Genomic DNA, 25,922 nt, shown 5'->3' on the forward strand with positions numbered 1-25,922 from the left:
CCCCTTTGAGTCCCGCCCCGCACAGCACCGCACCTCTCACCTCCCCAGCCTCGTCGGTGGTCCTCCGCGTTGCTCCGGACCACCGACTCCCTCGCGCGTGCTCCTCGCGGCCGCCTTCGGCGGCCACTCGGAGGCACGCGCCACCGCAGTTTTGTTTATAAATAGTCTACTCGTTGGACTTCAGTCCGCCCTGCGTCACCGCGGCCGACAACGGCTTGAAGTGCGCGCTCGTCAGACGGAGCGTACGAATGGAGCCGCCAGACATCGAGCGGTTGGACGAGCGGACCGTCCAGCGGATCGCGGCCGGCGAGGTCGTCGAACGGCCCGCGAGCGTCGTGAAGGAGCTGGTCGAGAACAGCCTCGACGCGGGCGCGAGCCGCGTGGCGGTGTCGGTCGAGTCGGGCGGCACCGAGGGGATCCGCGTCCGCGACGACGGCGTCGGCATCCCCGAAGACCAGCTGGAGGCGGCCGTCGCGGAACACGCCACCTCGAAGATCGGCGACATCGAGGATCTCGACCGCGGCGTCGGAACCCTCGGCTTCCGCGGCGAGGCGCTGTACACCGTCGGCGCCGTCTCCCGACTGACGGTGCGGTCGCGCCCCCCGGACGCCGAGGCGGGCGCGGAGATCACCGTCGAGGGCGGCGACGTCGGGGAGGTCCGGCCGGCCGGTTGTCCCGCGGGCACGACCGTCGGGGTCGACGACCTCTTTTATAATACGCCCGCTCGCGAGAAGTTCCTCAAGCGGACGGCGACGGAGTTCGACCACGTGAACACGGTCGTGACCGGCTACGCGCTGGCGAACCCCGACGTGGCGGTCTCGCTGGAGCACGACGGGCGCGAGACGTTCGCGACCGAGGGGAACGGCGACCTCCGGTCGACCGTCCTCGCGGTCTACGGCCGCGAGGTCGCCGAGTCTATGATCGACGTCGACTGGGCGTCCGAAAGCGAAACGGGCGGTGAGGCACCGGTAGAGCGGGTCACGGGACTCGTCTCCCACCCCGAAACGGCGCGCTCGACCCGCGACTACCTCTCGACGTACGTCAACGGCCGGTACGTCACCGCGAGCGCGCTCCGCGAGGCGACCCTCGACGCCTACGGCGGCCAGTTAGCGCCCGACCGCTACCCGTTCGCGGTCCTCTTCGTCGAGGTCCCGGCCGGCGACGTGGACGTGAACGTCCACCCGCGCAAGTTGGAGGTCCGCTTCGACGAGGAGCCCGCGGTCCGCTCGGCGGTCGAGGACGCGGTCGAGTCGGCCCTCCTCGACCACGGCCTGATCCGCTCGACCGCGCCGCGCGGCCAGTCGGCGCCGGACGAGACCGCGGTCGACCCCGAGACGCCCGACGCCGAGGCCGTCGGCGGCGCGGACACCGACCACGAGCGCGCCGCGCGCGAGGGGCGCGAGCCCGCGACCGCGGCCGGATCGACCGAGTCGACGGAACCGACGGAACCGACCGAACCGACCGAGTCGGCCGACTCCGGACGGACCGCGGACGAGGGCCGCGAGACCGGTGCGAGTCCGACCGACGCGGACGGGACGGATCCGACCGACGCGGACGGTGCGGACCCCGCCAGTCCGACCGAACTGGACCCGGACGACGACGCGGCGTGGGCGGTCGACGGGCTGGGCGGCGGCGCGAGCGACGACGCGAGCGGCGACCCGCCCTCTCCCCGGAGCTGGCAGGAGGACGCGACGGAGCGCGACCCGGGAGGATCGACCGATGTCGGTGCCGGGGACGGGGCCGACGACGCCGAGGCCCTGAGCGGCGCGGTCGACCGCGACGCCGACACCTCGGACGCCGACGCTCCGACTGGAGCCCCCTCGACCGACGGCGAACCGGATCACGGCGACGGGTTTGTCGGGGAGGACGCGTCGGTCGCGAGCGGGGACGCCACGCGTCCGACCGCCCGAACGCACCCAGCGACCCGACAGCGGACCCTCGACGGCGACGGGACGGAGAGCGAGCGGGAGTTCGACTCGCTGCCCTCGCTTCGGGTGCTCGGCCAGCTCCACGAGACGTACGTCGTCGCCGAGGCGCCCGACGGGCTCGTGCTGATCGACCAGCACGCGGCCGACGAGCGGGTGAACTACGAGCGGCTGAAGGCGGCCTTCGCGGACGGCGCGGACGCGCAGGCGCTCGCGGAGCCGGTCCGCATCGAACTCACCGCCCGCGAGGCGGCGCTGTTCGAGGAGTTCGTCGACGACCTGACCGCGATCGGGTTCCGGGCCGAGCGCGCGGGCGACCGCGAGGTCGCGGTGACGGCGGTCCCCGCCGTCTTCGACGCCGCGCTCGACCCCGGCCTCCTGCGGGACGTCCTCTCCGCGCTGGTCGACGACGCCGCCGCGGGCGACGAACCGGTCGCCGACGCCGTCGACGAGCTGCTCGCCGACCTCGCCTGCTACCCCTCGGTGACGGGGAACACCTCGCTGACCGAGGGGCGGGTCGTCGACCTCCTCGACCGCCTCGACGCCTGCGAGAACCCGTACGCCTGCCCGCACGGGCGCCCGGTCGTGATCCGGCTCGACCGCGACGAGATCGGGTCGCGGTTCGAGCGCGACTACCCGGGCCACGGCGGGCGGCGCGCGGAGTGACGGCGAGCGGAGCGACGGCGAGGAGGTTCTCCCCGCCCCACCGACCGCAGAGAGGTACGTTTTAGGTGACGCCGGTGGACCCACGGACATGGAACGCGTAGCGATCGTCGGCGCGTCGATGACCCGATTCGGGCAGCGCGACGCCTGGGTGCGGGAGCTGTTGGCGGAGGCGGGCGCGGCCGCGCTCGACGACGCCGGCGTCGACGGCGACGACCTCGATCACCTGTACGTCTCGAACATGGCCAGCGGCGAGTTCGAGGGACAGACCGGCGTCCCGAACGCGCTCGCCCACGACTTAGCGGCCCAGCCGGCCTACACCGCGCGGATCGACCAGACGTCCTCGTCGGGCGGCGCGGGCGTGTACGCCGCGTGGCAGTCGGTCGCCTCGGGCGCGTCGGACCTCACCATGTTGGTCGGCGGCGAGAAGATGACCCACCGGACGACGTCGGAGGCGACCGACGTGATCGCGTCGCTCACGCATCCGGTCGAGTACAAGCAGGGCGTGACGCTCCCCTCGTTCGCGGGGCTCACCGCGCGGCTGTACCTCGACGAGTACGACGCGCCCCGCGAGAGCCTCGGGAAGGTCGCGGTGAAGAACCACAGGAACGGCGTGGACAACCCGCACGCACAGTTCCGGAAGGAGGTCGACCTCGACACGGTCCTCGACTCGCCGATCGTCGCCGACCCGCTCCGGCTGTACGACTTCTGCCCGATCACTGACGGCTCCGCGGCGCTCGTGTTCTGCCCGGAGTCCGTGGCGGAGGAGTACGCGCCCGACGGCAACTACGCCGTGATCTCGGGGATCGGCGGCGCGACCGACACCCACGTCGTCCACGAGCGCGCGGACCCGACCACGATGGGCGGGGTCGTCGATTCTTCCGATATCGCCTACGACATGGCCGGGATCGGCCCGGACGACGTCGACGTGGCCGAACTCCACGACATGTTCACCATCCTCGAGTTCCTCCAGAGCGAGGACCTCGGCTTCTTCGAGAAGGGCGAGGGCTGGAAGGCGGTCGAGGAGGGGGTCACCGACCGCGACGGCGACCTCCCGATCAACACCTCCGGCGGCCTCAAGTCGAAGGGCCACCCGCTCGGGGCCAGCGGCGTCGCGCAGGTGTACGAGATATTCAAGCAGGTCACCGGGAACGCCGGCCCGCGACAGGTGGAGGCCGAAACGGGCCTCGCGTGTAACGTCGGCGGGTTCGGGAACTGCGTGACCACGACGATTCTGGAGGGAAGCCAATGAGCGACAACGACGCGGCCGAAGACGACGGGGCATCGACCGGCGAACCGAGCTTCGAGGCGGCGGAGTACGCGGACGGGACGGTCACGTACCCGCCCCACACCGTGGGCCCGAACGGCGCCGAGCGCGTCGGGACGGTCGATCTCCGCCAGTACGAGGGACGGGTCGTCACGTGGACGACCTCGACCGCGACGCCGCCGGGCGTCCGCGAGCCGAACACGCTCGCCATCGTCGAGTTCGAGATGGGCGACGGCTACGACGGGCCGCCGGTCCGCGCGCTCGGGCAGATCGCGGAGCGCGAGGACGGCTCCGGAGAGGCGTTCGACGTCGAGATCGGTGACCGCGTCGAGCCGGTGTACGCCGACGAACTGCGCGAGCCGGGCGCCGGCATCCGCGAGCCGGAGAGCCAGGACTGGGACGGGTTCCGGTTCCGGCCGGTCGAGTAGTCGGACTCTTCCTCAGTTCGAGCCTCAGGCCCGGAACCGCGACGCGGCCGAGTCGGCGAGCGGTCCGAGCCGCTCCTCGTGGACCCCGTCGAGCGTGTACACGTCGGGCCGGTACCGGATCGCCTCGGTCACCCCGTGGGCCTCCCGCAACCGGCGTCGGACCCGGTCGACGTCCGCCCGGTCGAAGTAGTTCGGCGTGAACACCAGCACGGCGTGGTCCGTCTCGCCGAACGCCTCGCGGCCGGCGCGGGTCGTGACCTTCGCGTCCCAGAACTCCCCGGCCGCGACGTCGTCGACCACCGCTTCCCAGACCTCGTCGACCGTCTCGGCGGGACGCTCGACGAGCCACTTCCCGCTCAGGTACGTCGTCTCCAGCGCGAGGCGGTCGACGTCGCGAACGGTCTCGGGGTCGGCCGGGAGCGACGCCTCTCGTTCTCGTTCGACCTCCGGTAGGTCCGCCTCGGTCGTCGCGGCCGGCCGCGTCACGTCGTGGTTCGGGAAGTAGCCGTCGCGGACCTGTCTCGGGAATCCGGTCACGTGCTTGACCCGGAGCCAGTGCCACCCGGCCTCGTCGATATCGGTCGGCGAGCGGTCGGTGACCATAGGAACCGATCGCGCGCCGCGGGGCAAAACGGTCCCGCTCGCGCGGAAAACGGTCCTCGCCCGCGACGGCGCGCCGAAGGAGCCGGTCCGCGGCGCTCAGATCCGGCGATAGTCGCCGAGCCGCGTCCCGTCGAGCAGGTACGCGTCCGCCGCGGGCAGCGCCGCGGGGAGGTACGGCGCGAGGAACGACTGCCCCTCGACGTTCACCCAGGTGCCCCCGGACCGCTCGTTGAACGCGGGGAAGACGACGAGTTCGGGCGGATCCCCCCCGCGCCCGTGCCCCTCGCCCGCCTCGGTGAACGCCGCGGGGTCGAGTTCCCCGCGGAGCCACGCGCGCTCGACGCGCGACCCGCCGACCGCGTCCTCCAGCCGCACCTGCGGGTGTTCGTGGCCGGTACACACCACGTCGGCGTCGAGGAGCGCGGGGTCGGGCCACGTGTGGCCGTGGACGACGCCGACCGGCGACCCGGGCTCGTCGCCGAGGAGTCCCCCCTCGGGGCCGATCACGTCGAGGTCGTCCGCGAACGCCTCCGCGACGCCCGCGTCGTGGTTCCCCTCGACGAGCGTCATCGGGACGCGGTCGGTGACGGCGCGGACCAGCGTCTCCAGCTCCTCGCGCTCGTCGCCGTCGGGCGCGCCGATGCGGTGCGCGAGGTCGCCGAGGACGACGAGCCGGTCGGCGTCCGTCTCGGCGATCAGGTCGACGAGCCGCTCGCGGCGCTCGTCGGCGCGCGAGTCCAGTTCGACGCCGCGCTCGTAGCGCAGGCCGACCTCGATGCCGGCGTGGACGTCGGCGACGAGCAGCGCGCGCTCCCGTCCGAGGTCGGCCACGGCCGCCGGCTCGCCGACCACCGGCTCGACGGCTGGCGCGTCGCCCATCAGATCGGCTTGAGGAGCCCGTCGCCGGGCTCGTAACACTGCCCGCTCATCAGCGCGTCCTGGATCGCGTCCTCGACCGCGCCCGGCTCGACGCCGTGCTCGTCCGCGACGCGCTCGACGACCGCCTCGCGGGGCGCCCCGTCGCCGTCGTCGAGGTCGCCCATCGCCTCGACCGCAGCGGCTTCGAGGTCGACGTCGCCGGCGTCTCCGTCGGTGTCGGTCTCGGTCTCGGTGTCGGTCTCGGCCTCGCCGTCGGCGGCAGTCGCCGAGTCGGCGGCGTCGACCTCGTCGCTTTCAGTACCGGACGCGTCCGCGTCGTCTGCGGCCGCCGCGGGGTCCTCGGTCGGCTCCTCGGCGATCTCCTCCGGGTCGGGCACGTCGATGTCGGCCTCGCCGGGCTCGTCGACCTCGGTCCCGGTCGAGAAGTCGGTGCCGAACTCGGACTCGATCTCCTCGCGCTCCTCGTCGTCGAGCTGGTACATGTCGTCGGCGTCCGGATCGAGGTCCGCGGTCGCGTCCGCGTCGCCGTCGGCGTCGAAGTCGCCGACATCGCCTTCGTCGCTTCCGGCGTCGAAGTCACCGAGGCCGCCGTCGTCGGTCGCGGCGTCGTCCTCGTCGATCGCGGCGTCGTCAGTGGTCACCTCGGTAGAGTCGTCCGCGTCGCCGGGCGACTCGGCTTCGGCGGTCGAGGTCGGCTCCGACGCGGTCGCTTCGTCCGTCGGGGATTCGGCCGACTCGTCGGCCTCCGGCTCGGGCGAGTCGTCGAGCGACGAGTCGGCATCGGCGGTCGACGGGGCGGCGTCGTCGCTCGACTCCGACTCCGCGGTCGGTTCGGCATCGATCTCCTCGGAGGACGGTTCCGGCTCGTCGCCGGCGTCGGCAGCCGTGTCTTCGTCGCCTTCGACCGTCGCGGCCGGCTCCGCGACCGTCACGTCGGTCTCGGGGAGGGGCCCGATCGCGGTCGCCTCGCCCTCGTCGGGGGCGAGGTCGAGCGCGCGGACCTCGTCGCGGTCGCCCGCGATCATCTCCAGCGCGTCGACCGCGAGCCGGCGGACCGCCTCGGCGTAGGCCGCGGTGGTGCCGTAGTGGTCGAGCGCCTTCGGGATCCCCGCCGCGAGCGGGGCCGGGGCGCCGCCCGCCTCCAGCGCGGCGCGGAGGTCGTCGCCGCGCAGGTCGGCGTCGAGCGCCTTCGCGAACACCGCGAGGCGGTCGAGCGTCGCCTCGGCGGCGGAGACGACCCACCGGTCGCGGGTGTCCGCGTCGACCTCGTTGAGGCTCTCCGGGCGGACGGAGGTGAACACGCGGTCGGAGTCCTCGGGCTCGAAGGTGCGCGCCTTGCCGGTGAGCGCGACGAACGCCGGCGGCTCGGCGCGTTCGAGGAAGGTCTGCGCCTCCGGCTGATACTGGCCCGCGTAGGTGACGAACGCGCCGGAGGGGTCGACGACGCGGCCGCGGCGCGTCTCGTCGTTGACGCGTTCGACCTCGGTGAGCACGCCCGCGGTGAACAGGCGGTTCACGCGCGCGCCGGTCGGCGTGACGACGTAGTTCGGGGCGCGCTCCTCGTCGCTCTCGGAGTACGACAGCGAGGCGTCGTCGAACTCGGCGGCGAACAGCCGGTAGGCGACCTCCCGCGTGCCGGGTCCGTCGTCGCTCATTCGCCCACCTCCGCGAGCGCGGCGCGGGCGTGGTCGGCCGGGTCGTCGTCCGCGAGCGAGAACTCGACGGCGTCGAGGGTGGCGCCGTAGTCGTCGACCGAGAGGTTCCCGCGGACCCGGTAGGCGCGCCCCACGAGCGTGTCGGCGATGTCGTCGGCGACGACCTGCTTGTCCATCGCGTCCTTCGCGGCGTCGAGGGCGTCGTCGAGGCCGCCGCCGTACACCTCGGCGGTGAGTTCGTCGTCGAGGACGACGGTGACCGTGTCGGTGCCGTCGTCGAGGATCGCCTTCACGCGCAGGTCGTCCTCGCCGTCCACGTCGCCGTGGCTCCGGCACTGGCCGTTCTGGACGACGCGGCCGCACTCCGGACAGCGCTCGATGAGCCCGGAGCCGTCGCGGACTTCGAGGACGTTCCCGACGACCTCGACGTCGAACATCCCGCCGGAGCCGACCGCGTCGGCGACCGAGAGGCGCGGGGCGTCCTCGGCGACCTCGACCGGGTCGGGAAGCGGCGTCACCGTCGAGAACTCGGTGAGGTTGATCGAGGGGACGCCGCGGAACTCCCGGACGTACACGTCCTCGATCCGGAGGTCGGCGCCGGCCTCGATCTCGGAGCGGGGCTGCCAGTCGGTGAACGGGAGCTTCGCCGTCTCGTCGCCGACGACCCCCTCGAGGATCTCCGTCTCGCCGTCGCGCCCGGAGATGGTCTTCTCGTCGACCTCCAGCACGCGGACCTCCACGTTGCGGCCGCGGTCACCGGCCGCGATGTCGACGAGGCTGCGGTCGCCGCCGACCTCGCGGTCGACTTCGACTTCCTCGTCGGCGATGGCGACCGTCGTCGAGTCGTTGAGGTTGAGCTCCGGCTCTCCCTCCCACTCGCGGACGCCGGCGTTGCCGATCGTCAGCGAGTCGCCCGGCTCGAAGCCGAAGTCCTGCCACGCGGTGTAGGAGATCACGCCGGTCTCGTCGGCGATCTCCCCCTCGCGGATCGTGAGGTCGTCGCCCTGATACCGGATCGTGCGCGTCCCCTGCGTCAGCACGCGGACCGTCACCGTCACGCCGTCGTGGTCGGTCGTGATCTCGCCGACGTCGACGGCGTCGGGCGTGGGCGACGACCCGCCGCCGCCTCCGCCGTGCTTCCGGCGGACGCTCTGTTTCGCCTCGTCGATCGGGACGCTGTACTCCAGCAAGTTCTCTAAGTCGGCTTTGACCTCCTCTTTGTCGACGCCGAGGTCGGAGGCGAGCTCCTCGGCATGGCTGTTGACGTCCATCGAAGCGAGGTTCGGCGCCGCCGCACAAAAGGATTCACCACCGCTCGGGCGTCCCGCGCCGGGTCGGCGCTCCCCCGGGGGCGTCGCGGGCTCGGCGCCCCGCGACCCCCGTCGCGCCGCCGGCACAGCTAAACCGCTCCCGGTCGCAGGGGTCCACATGGACGACACCGACATCGACGTCGACGCGCGGATCACCGAGGACCGCACGGTCATCGACGTGACGGGCACGAGGGACGTCGCCGTCGTCGTGCGGTCGGAAGACGGCGAGCGGATCTACCTCCCGCCGGAGGGGTTCGACGACCCGGTCTCCGGGTCGCCGTACACCTCGCCGTACCAGGGCGCCGGCGCGGGCGGCGAGGAGAGCCCGTACGGCGGCGCGACCGGCAGCACGCGCGGCGTGATGGAGACCGCGGACGGCTTCCGGGTCACGCACCCGCAGCCGGTGACGGAGTTCGACGTGTTCCGGGGCGAGCGGGACTGACGGAAGGCTCCGCGAAGAGGATACGGATCGATTAGGCGACGTCTTCGTACACGGCGAGCGTGTCCTCGGCGACGTCGCCCCACTCGCGGCGCTCGTACTCCGGCGGCTCCTCGCGATCGAGCGCCTCGATGAGCCCGTCGACGATCGACTCGGAGTCCGTCTCGACCTCGACGAGGCAGCCGTCGGGGAGCACCTCGGCGACGCCGGAACGGGTCGCGACGACCTGCGTCCCCGCCTCCAAGGCCTCGGTGATCGTGATCCCGAACGGCTCCGCGTAGGATGGCGAGACGAACGCGTCGGAGGCGGCGTAGTAGTCGCCCAGCTCGGCCTCGGGGACGTAGCCGACGAACTCGACGCGGTCGTCGATGCCGAGCAGCTCCGCGAACCGCTTCAGCTGCTCGGTCTGATGGCCCGACCCGCCGACGACGAGCGTCACGTCGCGGCCGCGGAGCTTCTTCGTCGCGTACAGCAGGTGCGAGATCCCCTTCTGATCGGTGTGGCGGCCGACGAAGAACAGCATCTCGCCGTCGATACCGAGGTCCTCGCGCACGTCCTTCCCGGAGAACTTCGGCGTCGAGAAGCCGTTGTACACGACCCGCGAGTCCGCGTCGTACAGCTCCCTGATATCTTCGCGGACGATCTCGCTGACCGCGACGTTCGTGTCGGCGGCGTTCGCGAGGCGGCGCTCGGTCTCGACCTCGCGGCTCGGCGGATCGATGTTCCGGTCGCTCGCCAGCGAGTGGAACGAGGAGACCCACGTCGCGTCGGACTCGCGGGCCGCGGCGCGACCGGGCCCGTAGCCGAACCAGTCGTGCGTGTGGATCACGTCGTGGTCGGGCGCGAGCTCGGCGAAGCGGTCGGAGAGCTCCCCGACCCGCGCCGCGACGTCGCCCTCCCCGGTCTCGACGGGTTCGAGCCCCGGCTCGTCGTCGGGCGCGAACTCCGCGGGCAACACCAGCGTCACGTCGACGCCGAGGTCGTCGCGCAGCCCGGTGAACAGTTCTCCCACGTGGACGTCGAGCCCGCCGGTGATGTTCGGCGGGAACCCCCACCCCAGCATGAGTACGCTCGGCGGCATACACCCCCGTTTCGGGAGTCGGCACTTAGGTATGCCCCTCGTGGCGCCGGGGCGAGGTGGGACGAAGAGAAGATCGGACCCGCGCTCAGGCCGCGCGGACCGCGTCGCGCAGCGCGTCGGTTCGCTCGGTGATCGAGCCGGCGGCGTCCGCGAGCACGTCGAGCGGGTCGCCCTCCTCGGCCTTGACGGTGAGGACGGGCTCGGTCTGGCCCCCGGACTGCTCGGGGTTCATGTCGTAGGTCGCGGCGGCGACGTCGTCCGACTCCAGCAGGGCGCCCTTCAGCACGTTCATGAACGTGTGGTCCTCGCCCGCGATCTCGATGTGGAGTTCCGTGTCGGTCTTCTCGATGACCCGCAGTTCCATACCCGAGAGGTCGGGCGAGCGGCGTTTCAAGCTTTCGTCTCCCGGATATCGGCGGATGCGGACGGATCGCACGCGACCCGAAAGCGTATGTCGCCCGCTCCGGTGGCCGCCGTATGGAGATCCGACGCCTGCCGACCGACGAGGACGCCCTCCGCCGCTACGCCGCCGAGCTGTGGCTCCCGTACCACCGCGACCTCGCGGCCGCTGCGGAGCGCCACGCGCTCGCCGATCGGCCGGACGAGGAGCTGATCGCGGCCGAGGCGGAGTTTCGACGCGATCTGCTCCGCGAGGAGCCGGACCGCCGTCTGTGGGTCGTCGCGGTCGATCCGGAAGTCGCTCCGGGTGACGTCGATTCCGGGGCGCTCGACTCCGAGCGCCTCGACCCCGAGAAGCCGGCGTCCGCCGGCGTTCCCGATCCGGACCGCGACCTCGTCGCGTTCGTCTCGACGAGCGTCGACGAGTGTCCGGAGGTGTTCGACCGGCCGGACCGGCTCGTCGTCGGGGACATCTACGTGGGCGAGTCGTACCGCGAGACTGGGTTGGCGGACCGGTTGATGGAGCGGGCAGAGGTAGATGCGCGCGAGCAGGACTGCGGCGAACTCCGGCTCGACGTGGACGTCGACAACGAGCGCGCGGCGGCGTTCTACGAGAAACGAGGGTTCAAGCCGTACCGGAAGCAGCTGACGCGAGAGGTAGGGTGAGCGGCTGTTTATAAATCGTTGTTCGAGGATCGGCGAGGGATTCCGCCGAAGTTCGGTCGCGTTAAGTTAGTATCAACATCGCTTCAGTCATGCGATTTTATAGAAGTATTTTCGAATGATGTAGCCGATCGCGTTCTGTGGATCAACGGGAAGGAGAACTGAGAAGGCAGATCTGGTTCTTCGCGGAGTTACTACCTATTTTGAGTTTATAACTCAGCTTTTCCGAACTCGGCGAATACTCCCGCTGTCTTGCGTTTCTGCGTAACTTAACGCGAGGCGAAGTTCCAGCCGATTATTTATAAATGGTTATCGGCCGGGTGGCGACGACCAACTCCAAATCCCCAGTCGCTCGCTTATAAACTGCTGCTGACGGGGCCGCCGCGAACACCTCCAAAGCCCCAGCCGCGAGGGCGGCGCACGCTCGCTGCGCGCTTCAGTCGCTCACTCCGTTCGCTCCTTCCAGTGCTTGCGTCGCCTGCGCCGCCCTCGCGACTGCCCCTTTGAGTCCCGCCCCGAACAGCACCGCGCCTCACGCCTCCCCAGCCTCGTCAGGCGCCTCCGCTTTGCTCCGGCGACTGACTCCCTCGCGCGTGCTCCTCGCGGCCGCCGGTGGCGGCCGCTCGCAGGCACGCGCCACCGCACAGCGGTCAGGAGTTGTACTTATAAATAGAGCCACCGACGGCGCCCTCGTTCACGACGACCTGCCCGCGCGCCGGCGCGGCCGCTCCGCGGTCGATAAACGCAAAACGGGTCGCTTCGGTCCGCGCGGCGAGGCGTTACTCGTCGGCGTCGACAGCGACTTCGTCGGCGTCGACGTCGACGGCGGCCTCCTCCTCGGCGGCGACCTCGCTGGGGCGCGCTTCGAGGGTCAGCTTCTGGACCTCGACGCGGCGCAGCGGGTAGATCTCCTTGGCGTCGCCGTAGATGGCCGACGAGAGGTTCCCGTCGACGATCGCGTCGACGAACGCCTCGAAGGTGCGCTCCTCGGCGGCGGCGTGGACCTTGTCGATCATCACGCGGCGGATCGCCTTCTCCTGCGAGCGGTCCGCCTTCTTCGTCGTCAGCGCGACGGGCTGGACGCGGATGCGGTAGTCGTCCGTCGTCAGCACCGTGATCGACGCCTCGACCTTCGAGGCGCCGCGGCGGACGAGCGAGCGCAGGTAGTCCCGCGTCAGCTCGTACTTGATGAACTCGGTGTACGCCGAGTCGCTGCCGACGTCGGTGATCTTGAAGGTCAGCTTCGTGTTGTTCGCGTTGGAGTCGCCCGTCAGCTGGTCGAGGGTCGTCGTGATCGTGCGGCCGACGACCTGCTGGGGCTCCTCGGCGAGGGTCTCGCCGAGCTCCTGTCGGTCGAACTGTTCGGGCGCCAGCACGGTGTACCAGCGCTTCTGTTCTCTGCTCTTGGATACGGATCGTTCGCTCATGTGTCGGGTTGTGTGTCGGTGTCGGTCGTCTGCGGTTCGTCTGCGGAGTCGAGTGCGTCGGCGGAGTCAGCGTCTGCGGCGATGTGCGACCGAGCGCGTTCGATCACGCGGTCGGCGACGCGCAGGTTCACGAGGTGGTCGTCCAGCGTCGACTGGAGCCCGCCGGTCGTCGGGCGCGAGACGGTACAGGCGACGACGTCGCCGTCGACGCGCGTACGCATCGAGTCGGTCTCGTCCGGCCCGAGCGCGGCCGCGACCGTCGCGGCGTCGGCGTGCTGGGTCCGGACCGTGGCGGTCCGGCGGGTCTCTTCGGTCATCTCAGATCGCCTCCCTGAGCGCGGCCAGCACCGCGGTGATGTCGCCGTCGTCGACCGAAACGTGACCTCGCATCGGCGTCCCCCAGCCGTCGCCGCCGACCTCGCCGGCGGCGGTCCGGCAGGCGTCGCCGAGCCCGATCGGTTCGCTCGCGGCGGCCGCGAGCCGGCCCGCGCCCTCGTCGAGCGCGACCGCGACGGGCTCCGGCGACCGGAAGTCCCGGACGAGCCGGGCGACCGTCGGCAGGATCGCGGGCGACCCGTCGGCCGCCGCGGCGTCGACGCGGGCGACGACGCAGCCGTCGTACCGGCCGACCGTCGCGTCGTCGAGCGCGCGGTGGGCCGCCAGTCCGTGGCGACGCCACGCGTCGAGCGCGGCCGTCCGGAGCGACGCGTCCGGGTCGCTCGCGAGCGCGAGCGCGACGCCCGTCCCGGGCGCCTCCCGGGCGAGCGCGTCGAGGACGTCGGCGTAGCCGCCGACCGTCTCGAACGGGCCGTCGGTCGCGTAGGGGCGGAGCGCGCGCTCGACCGCCGAGGCCGCCCGCTCGCTCGCGTCGTCGCCGTCGACCGCGTCGACCGCGACCAGCGACGCGAAGCGTCGGCGGTCGTCGTCGTCGGGGTCGGTCGGGAGTTTGAGGGCGGCGAGCGCCTCGCGCGCCGCCTCGGGGTCGCCGGAGTACCGCGTCCGCGCGAGCGTCGAGGCCGCGAGGGCCTCCGCTCGGGACGGTTCCTCGTCGACCGTTCCCGAGACCGGGAGCGCGACGCCGGGTCGTCGCTCGACGCGACCGGCCCGCTCCGCGGCGTCGAGCGCGTCGCCGGAGCCGTCGGCGCCGGGGATCGACCCGGCCGCGACGACGCCGGCGAGCGCGACGACCGGGTCGGGCTCGACGCCGAGCGCGCGGGCGACCGCGAAGGCCGCCGTGCTCGCCGGCCGTCCAGTTCCGGGGATCGCGTGCGGGCCGCGGTCGACGCCGACGGCCACCGCGACGCCGTCGTCGACGTCATCGGGGACCGGGTCGGGGTCGACGCGCGCCTGGAACGGCGTGCCCGTCGCTCGGAGCGCTCGCGCGAGCAGCCCCGCGGCTGCCAGCGCGTCGCCGTCGTCGGTCGCGACGAGCCGGACGAACGGCGCGTCTGCGAGGACGCCGGCGAGCGCGTCGGGGGCGGACGTGGCGGACGTCGCTTCGGTCATTGGTGGGGTCTCGTGGGGCGCTGTCGCCGCGTTCGGCCGCGTTACTCCTCGAGGTACTCGACGGCGTTCTCGTAGGTGTACGTGAACTCCTCGTCGATCTCGTCGCCGCGGTAGTAGTTCGCGAGGCGGCGGATCTTCGACTCCGTGTTCTGGAGCGCGCGCTTGTTCTGGTGGTCCTGCCCGTTCTCCTCCATGTGCTCGCGCAGGCGGATCGCCTGCGACATGAGGTTGCGGAGGTCTTCCGGGATCTCGGCGTCGGCGTCGTGTTCCTCGAGGATCTCGGTGACCTTCTTGCCGGTCGCCAGCTTCACGTCGGGGACCGGGACGCCCTTGACGCCCTCGTCGCGCAGCTTGAGGCCGATGACGCTGGGGTCGTGGCCCTGCTCCGCCAGTTCGACGACGCGGGACTCGATGTCCTCGGCGTCGACGTCGCTCCACTCCGGGGTCTCGTCCGTCGCCGGCTTGTCCGAACCGGACGAACCGCGACGGCGCGTGTGCATTCGTGCCATTGTCTGTCTGGTTGGAACGGCACAACCGCAACGTGACCGCGACTCCGCGCGGCGCGGCTACGAATCCCTCGCGGAGCGAGCGATCCGATCGGACGGGCCGCGCGAGCGGCTCGACCGACCGCGACGCCGGAGGCGTCGGCGCACTGCTACATTCCCAAGCCGCGGGCGAAAGGGCCCCGGCGAGTCGGATCTGCAGCTGTGCTGTTCCCGTCTGCGAGGTCGCCGTCCGGGTTCTTAAGGGTGTTCTTGTGGGCCGGAGCGACGCGGCCGCCCTCGCGCCCGTCCATCCTCGCTTGTGCCGCGCCGGTCGCGGTTTTGTTCCGCGCGATTTCTCCGCGGAAGGGAGGATTTAGGTGAGTAGTCGGTGTTCGGAGCGGTGTGACCGACAGATGACCGAAACCAGAGACGGGGGTCCGCCAGCGGCCGACGGCGGGCGACCGACCGACGACGGGGAGTCGCCCGACGGAAGCGAGTTCGGCGTCGACGAGCAGAACGGCGACGGCCCGCGGATCACGTTCTACGGCGGGAAGTGGATGAGCACGGTCCCGATCGCGTTCTTCATCCTCTGGGCCGTCTTCCAGAGCGGAGTCCTCGGAGTCGGCGGCGCGGACGGACTCGTGATCGGGGCACTGATCGGGACGATCCTCGGGATGTTCTTCGTTCGCGGGAGCTGGAAGGCGTACGCGGACACCATCTTCGAGGGGATGACCCAGCGCGTCGCCGCCACGGCGATCGTCGCGTGGCTGTGGGCCGGGATGTTCGCCGACACGCTGCAGGTCGGCCAGTTCGTCAACGGGCTCATCTTCGCCGCCGACGCGCTGAACGTCGGCGGAGCGACGTTCCCGGCGGCCGCGTTCGTCCTCTGCGGGCTGCTCGCGACCGGAATCGGAACGGGGTACGGCGCCACTATCGCGTTCGTGACCCTCTTTTTCCCGGCCGGCGTGCTCCTCGGCGCGAACCCGGTGCTGCTGTTCGCCGCGATCCTCTCGGGCGCCGTCTTCGGTGACAACCTCGCGCCCGTCAGCGACACGACGATCGTGAGCGCGGTGACCCAGGACGCCGACATCGGCGGCGTGGTCGCCTCGCGGTTCAAGTACGCGATCCTCGCGGCGGTGCCCGCGTTCGTCGCCTATCTGGTCATGGGGTCGGTGCTGCCGGGCGCGAGCCTCGAGGGCGCCGCCGAGCTCGACGCGGCCGCGGCGGGGCTGGTCCATCTGGTCTCGATGGGCGTCGTGATCGTGACCGCGGTCGCGGGCCGACACATCGTCGAGGCGATCTCGTGGGGGATCGTCGTCGCCGTCGCGTTCAACCTCCTGTTCGGGCTCTCGTCGGTGAGCGACGTCCTCGTGTTCACCGTGAGCGAGGCCGGCACGTTCACCTCGCTGCCGTTCGTCGCGGTCGGCGAGACCACGGGCGTGGGCGGGAGCCTCTACACGGGCGCGACCGGCTTCTTCCCGCTCATCGTGTTGACGCTGCTGATCGTGTCGATGGCGCAGATCATGATCCGCGGCGGCGGCTTCGAGGCGATCCAGACGTTCCTCCTCGACCGCGTCGCGACCACCGTCCGCCGGGCGGAGCTGACGATGGTCCTCGGCACCGCGACGATCAACGGGATGATCACGATCAACACCGCCGCGGAGATCGCGATCGCCCCGTACGTCGCCCGCATCGGCGAGAAGTTCAACATCAACGGCTACCGGCGCGCGAACATCTTAGACGCCAACACCTCCGCGCTCGGCTACATCTTCCCGTGGGCGGGCGGCGTGCTGGTCGGGTACCAGGTGATGGTCGGGCCCGACGGGCTCGGCTCCCAGTACGGCTCCGAGATGGTCGTCAACCCGATCGAGGTCGTCCCGTACGTGTTCCACGGCTGGTTCCTCGTGGCCATCTTCGTCCTCGCCGCGATCACCGGCTTCGGGCGGGAGTACATTCCCGACCGCGTCTCCGAGGAGGTGTCGCGCGCGTGAGCGTCTTCGACAAGTTCCTCGCCGGCTGGTCGTTCCGCGGGTCGACGCCGGACTACGCGCCCGGCGACGTCCTCGAAGTGATGGTGACCGGCGAGGGCGGCGGTGCCGGCGAGGGCGGCGACCACGTCGCCCGCATCGGCGACTCGACGCTCCGAATCGAGGGGGCGCCGGAAGACGCGATCAACACACGGATCATCGTCGACGTGGAGTCGTGGGACGACTCGGCGCACACCGGCCGGGCGACCTACCGGAAGACGGTCGGCGAGAGCGCGTTCTAATCAGTATCCGAGGCGTCTTTTTCCGAGCTCGTCGATTCAGCCGCTTATTTATAAACAACCGCCGGTAGATCGGCGACGAACACCGCCAAAGCCCCAGCCGCGACGGCTCGCGCGGCTTGCTGTGTTCCTCGCTCGGTCGCTGTCGCTCCCTCGCTGCGGTACTTGCTGCGCCGTGCTTCGCCCTCGCGGCTGCCCCTTTGAGTCCCACCCCGCCCCGCACAGCACCGCCGGAAGACGTTCCTGCTCGCTTCGCTGCGCGGGCTGCGACTTCCGTGCTCCCGCTCGCTCCCTGCGGTCGCTCGCGGGACCGCAGCCTCACACCTCCCCAGCCTCGTCGCTGGTCCTTCGCTACGCTCCGGACCAGCGACTCCCTCGCGCGGTGCTGCCTCGCGGCCGCCGATGGCGGCCGCTCGCAGGCACGCGCCACCGCAGCCATTTATAAACCCACATCGTCGGAACGGGGGTCAACCGCCGCGAATCGACGGGGAGCGGCGCGGACCGGGGCGCTTTTTATGACTACGGTCGAACCGTCGGGTGTGCTATCGGTCGAGCTACACGCGCACTCCGCGCTGTCGTACGACGGGCGCGACCCGGTCGAGCTCCTCCTGGAGCAGGCGGCCGCGGTCGGGCTCGACGCGCTCGCCGTCACCGACCACGACGAGATCGACGCCAGCATCGAGGCGGCCGAGAAGGCCCCCGACTACGGCCTCGTCGGCATCGTCGGCATGGAGGTGACCTCCGCGGTCGGCCACGTCCTCGCGTTCGGCATCGAGGAGCGCGTCGAGAGCGGCCTCCCCTTCGACGAGACGCTCGACCGGATCCGCGACCAGGGCGGGATCGCGGTCGTCCCCCACCCCTTCCAGAAGTCCCGCCACGGCGTCGCCGCCCACATCACCGACGAGCAGCTGGCGAGCGCCGACGCCCTCGAAGTGTACAACTCCCGGCTTTTCACCGGGCGCTCGAACCGGCAGGCCGAGAAGTTCGCCGTCCGCAACGGGCTCCCGATGACCGCCGGCAGCGACGCCCACATCTCCGAGATGGTCGGGCAGGCCGTGACGGAGGTGGGCGCCGACGAGCGCTCCGCCGCCGCGATCCTCGACGGCATCGCCGACGGCCGGACGAGCGTCGTCGGCAAGCGCACCCCGTGGCGGGTGTCGCTCCGGCAGTTCGGCGGGGGCGCCAAGCGCCGCGCGCTCCGCGCGCTCGACGTCCTCCGGTGACCGCGACGATGACCCCGCAACCCACCGACCTGCGCGGCGCCTCCGCAGACCGCGTCCGCGACGCCCTCCGCGACGGCGACCCGCTCCCCGGCGGTCGCGGCTTCGCCGGCCTACTGACCGACCCGCCGAAGTGGGACTCGCCGGACCGCGACGCTCCGAACCGGGAGGGGTCGGTCCTCGTCCGCGACGTCCTCGGCCGGCAGCCGCTGTTCATCGAGCGGGAGGCGCTCGACCCGGAGTCCGACCGGCGACCGACGGACCCGGAGGCGTGGGCGTTCGACCGTGGCGCGCTCGCCGACCCGGCGTCGGTCCCGGCCGGGAGCGTCGTCTCGGCAAGCGGGACCGAACACGTCTGGGGGCTCCCCGACTCGGAGCCGACCGCTGACCGAGAGGCCGCGCTGTCGGCGGTCGACGACGCGGTGAGCGCGGCGCTCGGCGACCTCGCGACCTCACCCGCTTCGGCGCGCGCCGAGGGAACCGCTGACGGCGACCTCGCGGTCGCCTTCTCGGGCGGCGTCGACTCCGGGCTCGTCGCGGCCGCCGTCCCCGAGGCCCCCTGTTACGTCGCCGGCTTCGAGGGGAGCCACGACGTCGCCGCCGCGCGCGAGGCAGCGAGCGCGATGGAGCGCGACCTGCGGGTCGTCGAGATAACGCACGAGGACCTCCGGCGCGCCGTGCGCTCGGTCGCGGCCGCGACCGGTCGCCGGAACCCGATGGACGTCGCCATCGCGGTGCCGCTGTTCCTGACGGCAGAGGCGGCCGCCGCGGACGGGTTCGGCCGGCTCGCGGTCGGGCAGGGCGCCGACGAGCTGTTCGGCGGGTACAGCAAGGTCGTCGACCCCGCCGACGACCCCCGCGTCGACGCGGATACCGTCCGCGGGGCGCGGACCGAGACCGTCCGCACGCTCCCTGACCAGTTAGAGCGGGACGTCCTCGCGCTCCGCGCCGCCGGCGTCGAACCCGCGACGCCGCTGCTCGACGACCGGGTCGTCGCCGCCGCGCTGGCGCTCCCCGACGACCTGCTCGTCGACGCGGACGAGCGGAAGGTCGCGCTGCGTCGGGTCGCCGCCGGACGCGTCCCGGCGTCGGTCCACGCCGCGGACAAGAAGGCGGTCCAGTACGGCACGTACGTCTCCCGCGAGCTCGACCGGCTCGCGCGGCGGGCGGGCTACAAGCGGCGGATGGACGACCACGTCGGGAAGTACGTCGAGGCGCTGTGTAGCGAGGAAAAACCGGCCGGTGAGGGCCGGAGCTGACCAAGTCGCCGCGCGGAGTACCAGTCCTGCGGCCGACGCCCGTTCGAACGGGCGTCTACTGAAATATCGACAGGAGAGGTATAAAATCCGGGCAGTAGCGACAAATATGACTCGGCTGCGGCCGGGCAGAAAACGATCGTCCGCGGATGGGACCGATTAGTGCCGAATCTCCGCATCGGGAACCCGCTTTGCCGGAGAAAGTTCACGTCCATCCGGGCGAAAACCGACGAGTTCGCGGGCTCGCGGGCGGCCGCTGCGTCAGCGGACCAGGTACGGGTCGCTGCCGGCGATGAACCGTCCGAGGTCGCTCTCGCGTCGGAAGTCGGTCGAGCGCAGCTCTCCGAGCGAGTCGACGAGCCGGTCGGCGTCGCCGTCCGACCAGTCGGCCGGATCCTTGATCGGGACGACGAGCCAGCCGGCGCCGAGCAGCTCCTCGCCGTGGAGCGCGTCCATGTCGACCTCGGTCTTCCACGCCCGCGCGGTGTAGGTCTCCAAGACGTGTTCGGTCGCCCGCGCGCCGACCGGGAGCAGCACGTGGGCCGCGATGGCGCGGACCTCGGCGTCGAAGAAGCGCTCCATGTCGTCGTAGGCGTCGTCGTCCGGGACCCCCTCGCTCGCGCACATGTGGAGGTACGAGAGGAACGTCCGGTCGGTTCGAAGGGGGTCGACCGCGGTCGGGTCGCCCTCGCGCGCGACGCCGTCGGGGGCGACGCCGTCGGCGAGCCCCGCGATCAGCCCGGCCGCTTCGAGCGCCGACAGGAACGCGGGCGACCACGCCTCCCCGGTGAAGGGGACGCCCGCCGCGCTCCCGCCGTGGACGCCGGGGTAGTCGCCGACGACGTGGAAGTCGGCGTTGGCGTCGCCGTAGCCGGGGACGAACGAGGGGCAGTCGGGGCGCATCCCGAAGGGGTTCCGGGTTCGGTCCGTGACGTTCTTCACGCGACCGGTTAGGCGTTCGCTCGGTTATATCGCGTTCGGTCCGGCGGGGACAGAGCCGACGCGAAGCGCCGATGCGAGGCGCACGAACCGCCGTGAATTCTCGTAAGTTATGGGGATAAACGGGGTCAAACCGGGTTGGGATACGCGTCGATCGGCGCGGGACGGGAGAAGTTTCAGGATCGTTAATTTATGACCAGGAACCGCAAGACCGCGTCGGGGTGGAATCGGCGGCAGGCACGGAAGATATTTATATATCCCCGCGTTCGGCTGGGGCAGAAGTCCAATGTTCGACCGCATCCGAACCGCGGCCCTCTTCGGGCTGCACCAAGCGACCGTCGCCGTCGGGATCTCGCTGTTCCCGATGGCCGTCTTCGCGCGTCAGCGCCTCGGTATCAACGTCCCCGTCGGCCGGCTCGTCGAGACTACCACCGAGGCGTTCGAGGCCGCAGCCGAGGAGTGACCGCCCGGCCGTAGCGACTCGTTTTACGACCCCGACCGCACCCAGACCGGCGCCGAGCGACCGCAACGTCGATATCTACGGAGCGCCGCTCCCGTCACCGCTCCCGCTCCGAGCCACGTACCTCGTCGCCGTCGGCCGGTCGCGACCCGGCCACGGATAGGCCCGTCGGAACCGGTCGGCGGCCCCCGAAGGGTTGCCTTTATCAGCGCGCCGAGCCAACGAGCGTGTAATGCGAACACCGACTGGCGACCTCTCCGACGGGCCGGCCGCCGACCTGGGCCGCGACCAGCCCGTCTTCGGACCGGAGCTCGGCGAGTTCGAACACAGCGAGCGCCGCGCCGCGAAGGCGGAGGAGGACGGCGAGATGAAGACCGGGACCACGACCGTCGGCATCAAGGCCGACGACGGCGTCGTGATGGCGACCGACATGCGCGCCTCCCTCGGCGGCATGGTCTCCTCGAAGGACGTCCAGAAGGTCGAGGAGATCCATCCGCGCGGCGCCCTCACCATCGCGGGCTCCGTCTCGGCCGCACAGAACCTCATCTCGACGCTCCGCGCCGAGACGAGCCTCTACGAGGCCCGCCGCGGCAAGGACATGTCGATGGAGGCGCTGTCGACGCTGACCGGCAACCTCCTCCGCTCCGGCGCGTTCTTCGTCGTCCAGCCGATCCTGGGCGGCGTCGACGACGAGGGTGCCCACATCTACTCCATCGACGCCCTCGGCGGCACGACCGAGGAGGAGTACACCGTCACCGGCTCCGGGTCGCAGTACGCGCTCGGTGTCTTAGAACAGGAGTACGACGACGAGGTCACCATCGACGAGGCGAAGACCATCGCCGCGAAGGCGATCCAGTCCGCCGTCGAGCGCGACCTCGCCTCCGGCAACGGGATCAACGTCGCGGTCGTCACCGACGACGGCGTCGAGATCACCCGCTACAAGGACTTCGACGACCTGCTGTAATCGGCGCGCCGCCGACCCGTCTCCGCTCGTTTCTTTCGGATCGCTCGTTCGCGAGTAGCAACTCCGTCAGCGATGTATTTTTTCCTCCCGTCACCGCCGCAGGCCCGGCGGCGCGCGGATGCCGTCGCCCCAGTAGAAGCGCGGGCCGAGCAGGAGGTAGCCGGTAGAGAGGAACAGCAGCGCGAACGCGAACCCCTCGCCGATCCACGCCGGGAGCGCGTCGGTCGCCATATGACCGGCGGGGGTGAGGATCACGGCGGCCTGCACGACGCCCATCACGAGCGCGTCCTGCGCGTGGAGGTCGGGGTACGTGACCGTCGACCCCATCAGCAGCGCGAACGCCGTCGTCGCCGCGACGAGGAGGAGCGGGGCGGTGTAGCCGGCGATAACGGCGGCCGCGAGCACCGTCGCCGCCAGCGTGGTCGGGACGCCCACCGTCTCCCGAGCGCCGTCCTCGTCGACCGTGTAGAGGCCGAGCCGGGCGACGGCGGCGGCGACGAACAGCGCGCCCGCGCCGACGCCGGCCGCGACGAGGACCGGCTCCGCCGCGAACGAGCGCCCGTCGCGGACCACGGCGGCCACGAGGAAGGCGGGCGCCACGCCGAAGGAGGCCACGTCGGCCAGCGAGTCGAGGTACGGGCCGGCGGGCGTCGACCCCCGGTGCCGGGCGACGACCCCGTCGAGCCCGTCCGCGACCGCCGCGAGGAGCACGAGCCGGGCCGCGAGCGCGACGTCGACCGTCGCGGCGACGACGGCGAGGAAGCCGACGGCGGCGTTGGCCACGGTCACCGCGTCCGCGAGCCCGAGCCGCCGAGCGAACCGCAGAGGCATACCGTATCGGTCGACGAGCCGGGTTTTAGGGCTTGTTATCTCGTCGACGCGGGCGGGCGGTTCGCGTCGCGAGCGCGGTCTCGCCGACGCGACCGGCCGCCGTCAGGGAACGTACCAGATGCCGCGTCCGAAGTCGAGCCACTCGCCGACCACGACGTGCGGCATCGCGATGACGCAGACGAAGATTGTGTAGAAGGCGACGGCGCCGGAGAGCAGCGACCCGCCGGCCAGCGGGTTCGGCGCGACGGTCCACAGCCCTGCCGCGACGGTCGCCGTGACCAGCGCGCCGACGACGAGGACGCCCCACGCGACGACGAGCGAGACGCCCTCCGTCCGGTCCGGCTGCTCCCGCTCGACGACCATGCTCCGCGCCGACTGCCGCAGCGAGTACCACAGCGGGAAGTAGAGCCCGATGGCGACGACCACCGGAACCAAGGCGAAGTACGCGACGAGCAGCAGCGTCTCCGCGGCGTCGAGGAGCCACGACCGGCTCACGCCGCCGGTCGAGCGGAGGCTCGTCGCGAGGCCGCCGCCGAGGTGCGCCAGCACCGCCAGCCCGAACGCGCCGCCCAGCGCGGTCGTGAACACCTCGGGGTTCGACGCGGCCGGCCCGGCCAACCGCCCGTCGAAGACGCCCAGCATGATGCCGGTGAAGCCGTAGAAGGTGTCGGTCCAGAAGACGGCGGGGACGACCATCACGGCTCCGCCGCGGACCAGCGCGGCCAGGGCGCGCTGGGGCCGCGTCGGCAGGTGATCGGTGCCGACTAAGGCGTCCATCACGCGGAGGTCACCGTGACCCCCTTTCGCGACCGCCGTCCCGAACGCGAGCGCCAGCGCGGGCAGCGGCGCGACGACGAACAGCGCCACGAACGACGCGACGAAGCCGAGGTACAGCGCCACGTACCGCGCGCCGAACGGGAGCCCCCGCCGGCGGAGGTTCGAGAAGTGTTCGTACCCGCCGTGCGGGAGGTTCAGCGCGACCATCCCGACGAGGTACGCGATCATCTGCGTCCGGAGCGACAGGTCGGTGCCGGCCGCGGAGAGCGCGCCGAACCCGACCGCGAGCAGGAGCAACGCCGCGCGGGACGCACCGATGGCCGTCCGTTCCGGTTCACCGAGGAGCCGCCGCACCGGACTCGCCGTCGACGTCGACATGGGTGTCAGTAGGGGCGTTACGGGGTTAGGGCCTCGTCGCCATTATTCGGTCTTTTATATTCTCGGCTCTGTCGGAACCCCTACTTTTCAGATGAATTTCGTCTGAAACGGTCGGTCGCTGAAGAGTGTTTCCTGATCGGCAGCGGGAACGAGTATCGCAGATCGGCGGCCGCGATGTGGCATTTAAATAACCACGAGCGACGGTGACGAGCGCTTATAAAATGGGGTGCGGTGGCGCGCCTGTGAGCGGCCGGAGCGAAGCGGAGGCCGCGAGCCAGCCCGCGAGGGACGCCGTGAACGCCCGCAGGGCGTGAGCGGCGAGGTTGGGGAGGCGTGAGGTGCGGTTGCGGGGCTGTGCGGGGCGGGACTCAAAGGGGCAGTCGCGAGGCGGGCGCAGGCGACGTAAGCACCGCAACGAGGGAGCGGTAGCGACCGAGTGAGGAGCACAGCGAGCGTGCGCCCGCCTCGCGACTGGGGCTTTGGAGACTACCATCTCAGCAGCGTCGATTACTTATAAATAGTCGACAGCAATACCGCGATCTGACTTATAAATGCCCACGCCATCGCACTGAGCGACGTGCTACACTTACTCCCGCTATCGCTCGCCGCTACCCCTGTACTGACCAGCGCCAGTTCAGAACGCGTCACCTGTGAGGGTTCGACGGAGCCGCGTGTCTGTTCGGCGACGCGCTGAGCGGAGAGCGAGGGGGTCGGAACGGGCTCAGTACGTGTGGATCACTTCGCCGCAGCGCGTGCACTCGATCGTGTCCGAGCGAAACAGCCGCTCCTTCTTCTCGGTCGGCCCGTTACACTCGGGGCAGACGCCGAGGTTGCGGCCGTCGGCCACGCGCGCGGACAGGTCGAGGAACTGGTTCTCCAGCTTGTCGATCCGTTCGGACTGCTCCTCGACGACCAACCGGAGCTCCTCGATGGTCTCGTCGCGCTCCTCGACCGCGGTCGACAGCTCCTCGATGCGCTGTTCGTACTCGTCGATCGCCTCGACGTCGATGGTGACGTCGTCGGCCGCCTCCGTTTCGGCCTCCCGCTCCGCGGTGGTTTCTGTCGTCGACTCCGCCTCCGCTTCGGTGTCGTCGTCGGCCATACAGCATTACTGGGGCCCCAGGTTGATTACTTTCGGGCCGACAACGTATCCCTCGACGGGCGACGCGACGCGGGCAGCGACCCCCGAGGGACCCCGACGGTCGACCGCCCGCGGGCGCCGATACCTAACTGGGTTGGCATCGATCTGAATAGAATATATACTGTACCATGAGGTGGGTATGGACCCGATAGCGCTACAGGCGGGATACGACCTGCTCGGGGACGGACGTCCCGAGACGCTCTGGTTGGGTATAGGCACGCTACTAATGCTCATCGGGACCTTCTACTTCATCGCCCGCGGTTGGGGCGTGACTGACAAGGAGGCCCGTGAGTACTACGCGATCACGATCCTCGTGCCGGGGATCGCGTCGGCGGCGTACCTGTCGATGTTCTTCGGCATCGGGCTGACGACCGTCGAGGTCGCCGGGATGGCGGAGCCGCTCGAGATCTACTACGCTCGGTACGCTGACTGGCTGTTCACGACGCCGCTGCTGCTGCTCGACCTCGCGCTGCTCGCGAAGGTCGACCGCGTGACCATCGGGACGCTCATCGGCGTCGACGCGCTGATGATCGTCACCGGCCTCATCGGCGCGCTCTCGCACACGCCGCTCGCTCGGTACACCTGGTGGCTGTTCAGCACGATCGCGTTCCTGTTCGTGCTGTACTACCTCCTGACGAGCCTGCGTAGCGCGGCGAAGCAGCGCTCGGCCGAGGTACAGAGCACGTTCAACACGCTGACAGCGCTCGTCGCCGTCCTCTGGACGGCATACCCGATCCTGTGGATCGTCGGGACCGAGGGCGCGGGCGTCGTCGGTCTCGGTATCGAGACCCTCGCGTTCATGGTTCTCGACGTGACGGCGAAGGTCGGATTCGGATTCGTCCTGCTCCGCAGCCGCGCCATCCTCGGCGACACCGAGGCGCCGGAGCCCTCCGCGGGCGCCGACGCCCAGGCCGCGGACTGAGCGGTTAGCGAACCCGGACGCGGTAGAACAGCGCGGCG

The 25,922-nt window shown here is 71.0% G+C and carries 26 protein-coding genes; 12 read left to right on the forward strand and 14 right to left on the reverse strand.

From position 1 onward, the window contains the following. Positions 1-248 precede the first annotated feature (248 nt). The 3 genes from mutL (at position 249) to DVK07_RS08280 (ending at position 4,283) form a co-directional block, all read left to right on the forward strand. Positions 249-2,591, forward strand: a complete 2,343-nt coding sequence (gene mutL / locus DVK07_RS08270) for a DNA mismatch repair endonuclease MutL (protein WP_121596607.1) — start codon at positions 249-251, stop codon at positions 2,589-2,591. Between the two features lie 88 nt (positions 2,592-2,679). Then, complete coding sequence (locus DVK07_RS08275) at positions 2,680-3,840, forward strand: thiolase family protein (protein WP_121596608.1); 1,161 nt, start codon at positions 2,680-2,682, stop codon at positions 3,838-3,840. Then, positions 3,837-4,283, forward strand: a complete 447-nt coding sequence (locus DVK07_RS08280) for a Zn-ribbon domain-containing OB-fold protein (RefSeq protein ID WP_121596609.1) — start codon at positions 3,837-3,839, stop codon at positions 4,281-4,283. Before DVK07_RS08275 ends, DVK07_RS08280 begins: the two co-directional genes overlap by 4 nt. Positions 4,284-4,307: 24 nt before the next feature. On the opposite strand, the gene DVK07_RS08285 is transcribed toward DVK07_RS08280, so the two are convergent. The 4 genes from DVK07_RS08285 to DVK07_RS08300 form a co-directional block, all read right to left on the reverse strand. Further along, on the reverse strand, positions 4,308-4,886 hold the full coding sequence (locus DVK07_RS08285; protein WP_121596610.1) for a putative phosphothreonine lyase domain-containg protein: 579 nt from the start codon (positions 4,884-4,886) through the stop codon (positions 4,308-4,310). Positions 4,887-4,982: 96 nt separating this feature from the next. Continuing rightward, positions 4,983-5,765, reverse strand: a complete 783-nt coding sequence (locus tag DVK07_RS08290) for a metallophosphoesterase (protein WP_121596611.1) — start codon at positions 5,763-5,765, stop codon at positions 4,983-4,985. Then, the gene (locus DVK07_RS08295) at positions 5,765-7,420 is read right to left on the reverse strand and encodes a hypothetical protein (protein WP_121596612.1); all 1,656 of its coding nucleotides are present in this window, start codon (positions 7,418-7,420) and stop codon (positions 5,765-5,767) included. Before DVK07_RS08295 ends, DVK07_RS08290 begins: the two co-directional genes overlap by 1 nt. Continuing rightward, a complete protein-coding gene (locus tag DVK07_RS08300) occupies positions 7,417-8,691 on the reverse strand; it encodes a Single-stranded DNA binding protein (protein WP_121596613.1) in 1,275 nt (424 codons plus the stop codon). Before DVK07_RS08300 ends, DVK07_RS08295 begins: the two co-directional genes overlap by 4 nt. A gap of 157 nt (positions 8,692-8,848) precedes the next feature. On the opposite strand from DVK07_RS08300, the gene DVK07_RS08305 reads away from it, so the two are divergent. Beyond that, positions 8,849-9,172: a hypothetical protein gene (locus tag DVK07_RS08305; RefSeq protein WP_121596614.1), complete on the forward strand. Its 324-nt coding sequence runs from the start codon at positions 8,849-8,851 to the stop codon at positions 9,170-9,172. 31 nt (positions 9,173-9,203) lie between these two features. Here the strand turns inward: DVK07_RS08305 and DVK07_RS08310 are convergent, their stop codons facing one another. Together DVK07_RS08310 and DVK07_RS08315 are read right to left on the reverse strand one after the other, a co-directional pair. Beyond that, positions 9,204-10,232, reverse strand: coding sequence for a glycosyltransferase family 4 protein (locus tag DVK07_RS08310; protein WP_121596739.1), 1,029 nt, complete (start codon positions 10,230-10,232; stop codon positions 9,204-9,206). A gap of 103 nt (positions 10,233-10,335) precedes the next feature. Further along, the gene (locus tag DVK07_RS08315; protein ID WP_004596453.1) at positions 10,336-10,614 is read right to left on the reverse strand and encodes a DNA-directed RNA polymerase subunit L; all 279 of its coding nucleotides are present in this window, start codon (positions 10,612-10,614) and stop codon (positions 10,336-10,338) included. Positions 10,615-10,727: 113 nt separating this feature from the next. Between DVK07_RS08315 and DVK07_RS08320 the strand changes: the two genes are divergently transcribed. Beyond that, positions 10,728-11,315: an N-acetyltransferase gene (locus DVK07_RS08320; RefSeq protein ID WP_121596615.1), complete on the forward strand. Its 588-nt coding sequence runs from the start codon at positions 10,728-10,730 to the stop codon at positions 11,313-11,315. A gap of 776 nt (positions 11,316-12,091) precedes the next feature. Here the strand turns inward: DVK07_RS08320 and DVK07_RS08325 are convergent. The 4 genes from DVK07_RS08325 to DVK07_RS08340 are packed head-to-tail and all read right to left on the reverse strand — an operon-like array spanning position 12,092 to position 14,754. After that, the gene (locus DVK07_RS08325; protein ID WP_121596616.1) at positions 12,092-12,739 is read right to left on the reverse strand and encodes a 30S ribosomal protein S3ae; all 648 of its coding nucleotides are present in this window, start codon (positions 12,737-12,739) and stop codon (positions 12,092-12,094) included. Beyond that, entirely contained in the window at positions 12,736-13,056 is a 321-nt protein-coding gene (locus DVK07_RS08330) for a KEOPS complex subunit Pcc1 (protein WP_121596617.1), read from the reverse strand. Before DVK07_RS08330 ends, DVK07_RS08325 begins: the two co-directional genes overlap by 4 nt. 1 nt (position 13,057) lies before the next feature. Next, positions 13,058-14,245 (reverse strand): exonuclease RecJ, encoded by a 1,188-nt coding sequence (locus DVK07_RS08335; RefSeq protein WP_121596618.1) that lies wholly within the window; start codon positions 14,243-14,245, stop codon positions 13,058-13,060. Positions 14,246-14,286: 41 nt separating this feature from the next. After that, positions 14,287-14,754, reverse strand: a complete 468-nt coding sequence (locus tag DVK07_RS08340; RefSeq protein WP_121596619.1) for a 30S ribosomal protein S15 — start codon at positions 14,752-14,754, stop codon at positions 14,287-14,289. A gap of 389 nt (positions 14,755-15,143) precedes the next feature. On the opposite strand from DVK07_RS08340, the gene DVK07_RS08345 reads away from it, so the two are divergent. From DVK07_RS08345 to DVK07_RS08360, 4 genes are all read left to right on the forward strand, one after another. Beyond that, the gene (locus DVK07_RS08345; protein ID WP_121596620.1) at positions 15,144-16,721 is read left to right on the forward strand and encodes a Na+/H+ antiporter NhaC family protein; all 1,578 of its coding nucleotides are present in this window, start codon (positions 15,144-15,146) and stop codon (positions 16,719-16,721) included. Further along, on the forward strand, positions 16,718-16,999 hold the full coding sequence (locus DVK07_RS08350) for a hypothetical protein (protein ID WP_121596621.1): 282 nt from the start codon (positions 16,718-16,720) through the stop codon (positions 16,997-16,999). Before DVK07_RS08345 ends, DVK07_RS08350 begins: the two co-directional genes overlap by 4 nt. A 536-nt stretch (positions 17,000-17,535) precedes the next feature. After that, positions 17,536-18,219, forward strand: a complete 684-nt coding sequence (locus DVK07_RS08355; protein WP_121596622.1) for a PHP domain-containing protein — start codon at positions 17,536-17,538, stop codon at positions 18,217-18,219. Positions 18,220-18,227: 8 nt separating this feature from the next. Further along, positions 18,228-19,475, forward strand: a complete 1,248-nt coding sequence (locus tag DVK07_RS08360) for an asparagine synthase C-terminal domain-containing protein (protein ID WP_121596740.1) — start codon at positions 18,228-18,230, stop codon at positions 19,473-19,475. Between the two features lie 258 nt (positions 19,476-19,733). Here DVK07_RS08360 and DVK07_RS08365 read toward each other — a convergent pair whose 3' ends face one another. Then, positions 19,734-20,414: a uracil-DNA glycosylase family protein gene (locus DVK07_RS08365; RefSeq protein ID WP_121596623.1), complete on the reverse strand. Its 681-nt coding sequence runs from the start codon at positions 20,412-20,414 to the stop codon at positions 19,734-19,736. Between the two features lie 283 nt (positions 20,415-20,697). Here DVK07_RS08365 and DVK07_RS23260 point away from each other — a divergent pair, with 283 nt between their 5' ends. Both DVK07_RS23260 and psmB read left to right on the forward strand, forming a co-directional pair. Next, on the forward strand, positions 20,698-20,874 hold the full coding sequence (locus DVK07_RS23260) for a hypothetical protein (protein WP_199719442.1): 177 nt from the start codon (positions 20,698-20,700) through the stop codon (positions 20,872-20,874). A gap of 229 nt (positions 20,875-21,103) precedes the next feature. Further along, complete coding sequence (psmB, locus tag DVK07_RS08370) at positions 21,104-21,835, forward strand: archaeal proteasome endopeptidase complex subunit beta (RefSeq protein WP_121596624.1); 732 nt, start codon at positions 21,104-21,106, stop codon at positions 21,833-21,835. Positions 21,836-21,925: 90 nt separating this feature from the next. Here the strand turns inward: psmB and DVK07_RS08375 are convergent, their stop codons facing one another. The 3 genes from DVK07_RS08375 to DVK07_RS08385 all read right to left on the reverse strand — a co-directional run bounded on the left by DVK07_RS08375 (position 21,926) and on the right by DVK07_RS08385 (position 24,923). Further along, positions 21,926-22,666 (reverse strand): protein sorting system archaetidylserine synthase, encoded by a 741-nt coding sequence (locus DVK07_RS08375; protein ID WP_121596625.1) that lies wholly within the window; start codon positions 22,664-22,666, stop codon positions 21,926-21,928. Positions 22,667-22,768: 102 nt separating this feature from the next. Then, positions 22,769-23,821: a Brp/Blh family beta-carotene 15,15'-dioxygenase gene (locus tag DVK07_RS08380; RefSeq protein WP_121596626.1), complete on the reverse strand. Its 1,053-nt coding sequence runs from the start codon at positions 23,819-23,821 to the stop codon at positions 22,769-22,771. Between the two features lie 721 nt (positions 23,822-24,542). After that, the gene (locus tag DVK07_RS08385) at positions 24,543-24,923 is read right to left on the reverse strand and encodes a hypothetical protein (protein WP_121596627.1); all 381 of its coding nucleotides are present in this window, start codon (positions 24,921-24,923) and stop codon (positions 24,543-24,545) included. Between the two features lie 178 nt (positions 24,924-25,101). On the opposite strand from DVK07_RS08385, the gene DVK07_RS08390 reads away from it, so the two are divergent. Then, a complete protein-coding gene (locus tag DVK07_RS08390) occupies positions 25,102-25,884 on the forward strand; it encodes a bacteriorhodopsin (RefSeq protein WP_121596628.1) in 783 nt (260 codons plus the stop codon). Positions 25,885-25,922 lie beyond the last annotated feature (38 nt).

Source organism: Halorubrum sp. Atlit-26R (genome assembly GCF_003666015.1).
Taxonomy (GTDB): Archaea; Halobacteriota; Halobacteria; order Halobacteriales; family Haloferacaceae; genus Halorubrum.

What these genes read in the sequence shown, in the direction of transcription:
- DVK07_RS08305 (WP_121596614.1), top strand. Translation starts at nt 8,849, where the DNA reads ATGGACGACACCGACATCGACGTCGACGCGCGGATCACCGAGGACCGC.
- DVK07_RS08315 (WP_004596453.1), bottom strand. Translation starts at nt 10,614, where the DNA reads ATGGAACTGCGGGTCATCGAGAAGACCGACACGGAACTCCACATCGAG.
- mutL (WP_121596607.1), top strand. Translation starts at nt 249, where the DNA reads ATGGAGCCGCCAGACATCGAGCGGTTGGACGAGCGGACCGTCCAGCGG.
- DVK07_RS08335 (WP_121596618.1), bottom strand. Translation starts at nt 14,245, where the DNA reads ATGACCGAAGCGACGTCCGCCACGTCCGCCCCCGACGCGCTCGCCGGC.
- DVK07_RS08375 (WP_121596625.1), bottom strand. Translation starts at nt 22,666, where the DNA reads ATGCCTCTGCGGTTCGCTCGGCGGCTCGGGCTCGCGGACGCGGTGACC.
- DVK07_RS08330 (WP_121596617.1), bottom strand. Translation starts at nt 13,056, where the DNA reads ATGACCGAAGAGACCCGCCGGACCGCCACGGTCCGGACCCAGCACGCC.
- DVK07_RS08380 (WP_121596626.1), bottom strand. Translation starts at nt 23,821, where the DNA reads ATGTCGACGTCGACGGCGAGTCCGGTGCGGCGGCTCCTCGGTGAACCG.
- DVK07_RS08325 (WP_121596616.1), bottom strand. Translation starts at nt 12,739, where the DNA reads ATGAGCGAACGATCCGTATCCAAGAGCAGAGAACAGAAGCGCTGGTAC.
- DVK07_RS23260 (WP_199719442.1), top strand. Translation starts at nt 20,698, where the DNA reads ATGTTCGACCGCATCCGAACCGCGGCCCTCTTCGGGCTGCACCAAGCG.
- psmB (WP_121596624.1), top strand. Translation starts at nt 21,104, where the DNA reads ATGCGAACACCGACTGGCGACCTCTCCGACGGGCCGGCCGCCGACCTG.
- DVK07_RS08360 (WP_121596740.1), top strand. Translation starts at nt 18,228, where the DNA reads ATGACCCCGCAACCCACCGACCTGCGCGGCGCCTCCGCAGACCGCGTC.
- DVK07_RS08345 (WP_121596620.1), top strand. Translation starts at nt 15,144, where the DNA reads ATGACCGAAACCAGAGACGGGGGTCCGCCAGCGGCCGACGGCGGGCGA.
- DVK07_RS08275 (WP_121596608.1), top strand. Translation starts at nt 2,680, where the DNA reads ATGGAACGCGTAGCGATCGTCGGCGCGTCGATGACCCGATTCGGGCAG.
- DVK07_RS08385 (WP_121596627.1), bottom strand. Translation starts at nt 24,923, where the DNA reads ATGGCCGACGACGACACCGAAGCGGAGGCGGAGTCGACGACAGAAACC.
- DVK07_RS08290 (WP_121596611.1), bottom strand. Translation starts at nt 5,765, where the DNA reads ATGGGCGACGCGCCAGCCGTCGAGCCGGTGGTCGGCGAGCCGGCGGCC.
- DVK07_RS08280 (WP_121596609.1), top strand. Translation starts at nt 3,837, where the DNA reads ATGAGCGACAACGACGCGGCCGAAGACGACGGGGCATCGACCGGCGAA.
- DVK07_RS08340 (WP_121596619.1), bottom strand. Translation starts at nt 14,754, where the DNA reads ATGGCACGAATGCACACGCGCCGTCGCGGTTCGTCCGGTTCGGACAAG.
- DVK07_RS08390 (WP_121596628.1), top strand. Translation starts at nt 25,102, where the DNA reads ATGGACCCGATAGCGCTACAGGCGGGATACGACCTGCTCGGGGACGGA.
- DVK07_RS08300 (WP_121596613.1), bottom strand. Translation starts at nt 8,691, where the DNA reads ATGGACGTCAACAGCCATGCCGAGGAGCTCGCCTCCGACCTCGGCGTC.
- DVK07_RS08320 (WP_121596615.1), top strand. Translation starts at nt 10,728, where the DNA reads ATGGAGATCCGACGCCTGCCGACCGACGAGGACGCCCTCCGCCGCTAC.
- DVK07_RS08310 (WP_121596739.1), bottom strand. Translation starts at nt 10,232, where the DNA reads ATGCTGGGGTGGGGGTTCCCGCCGAACATCACCGGCGGGCTCGACGTC.
- DVK07_RS08285 (WP_121596610.1), bottom strand. Translation starts at nt 4,886, where the DNA reads ATGGTCACCGACCGCTCGCCGACCGATATCGACGAGGCCGGGTGGCAC.
- DVK07_RS08295 (WP_121596612.1), bottom strand. Translation starts at nt 7,420, where the DNA reads ATGAGCGACGACGGACCCGGCACGCGGGAGGTCGCCTACCGGCTGTTC.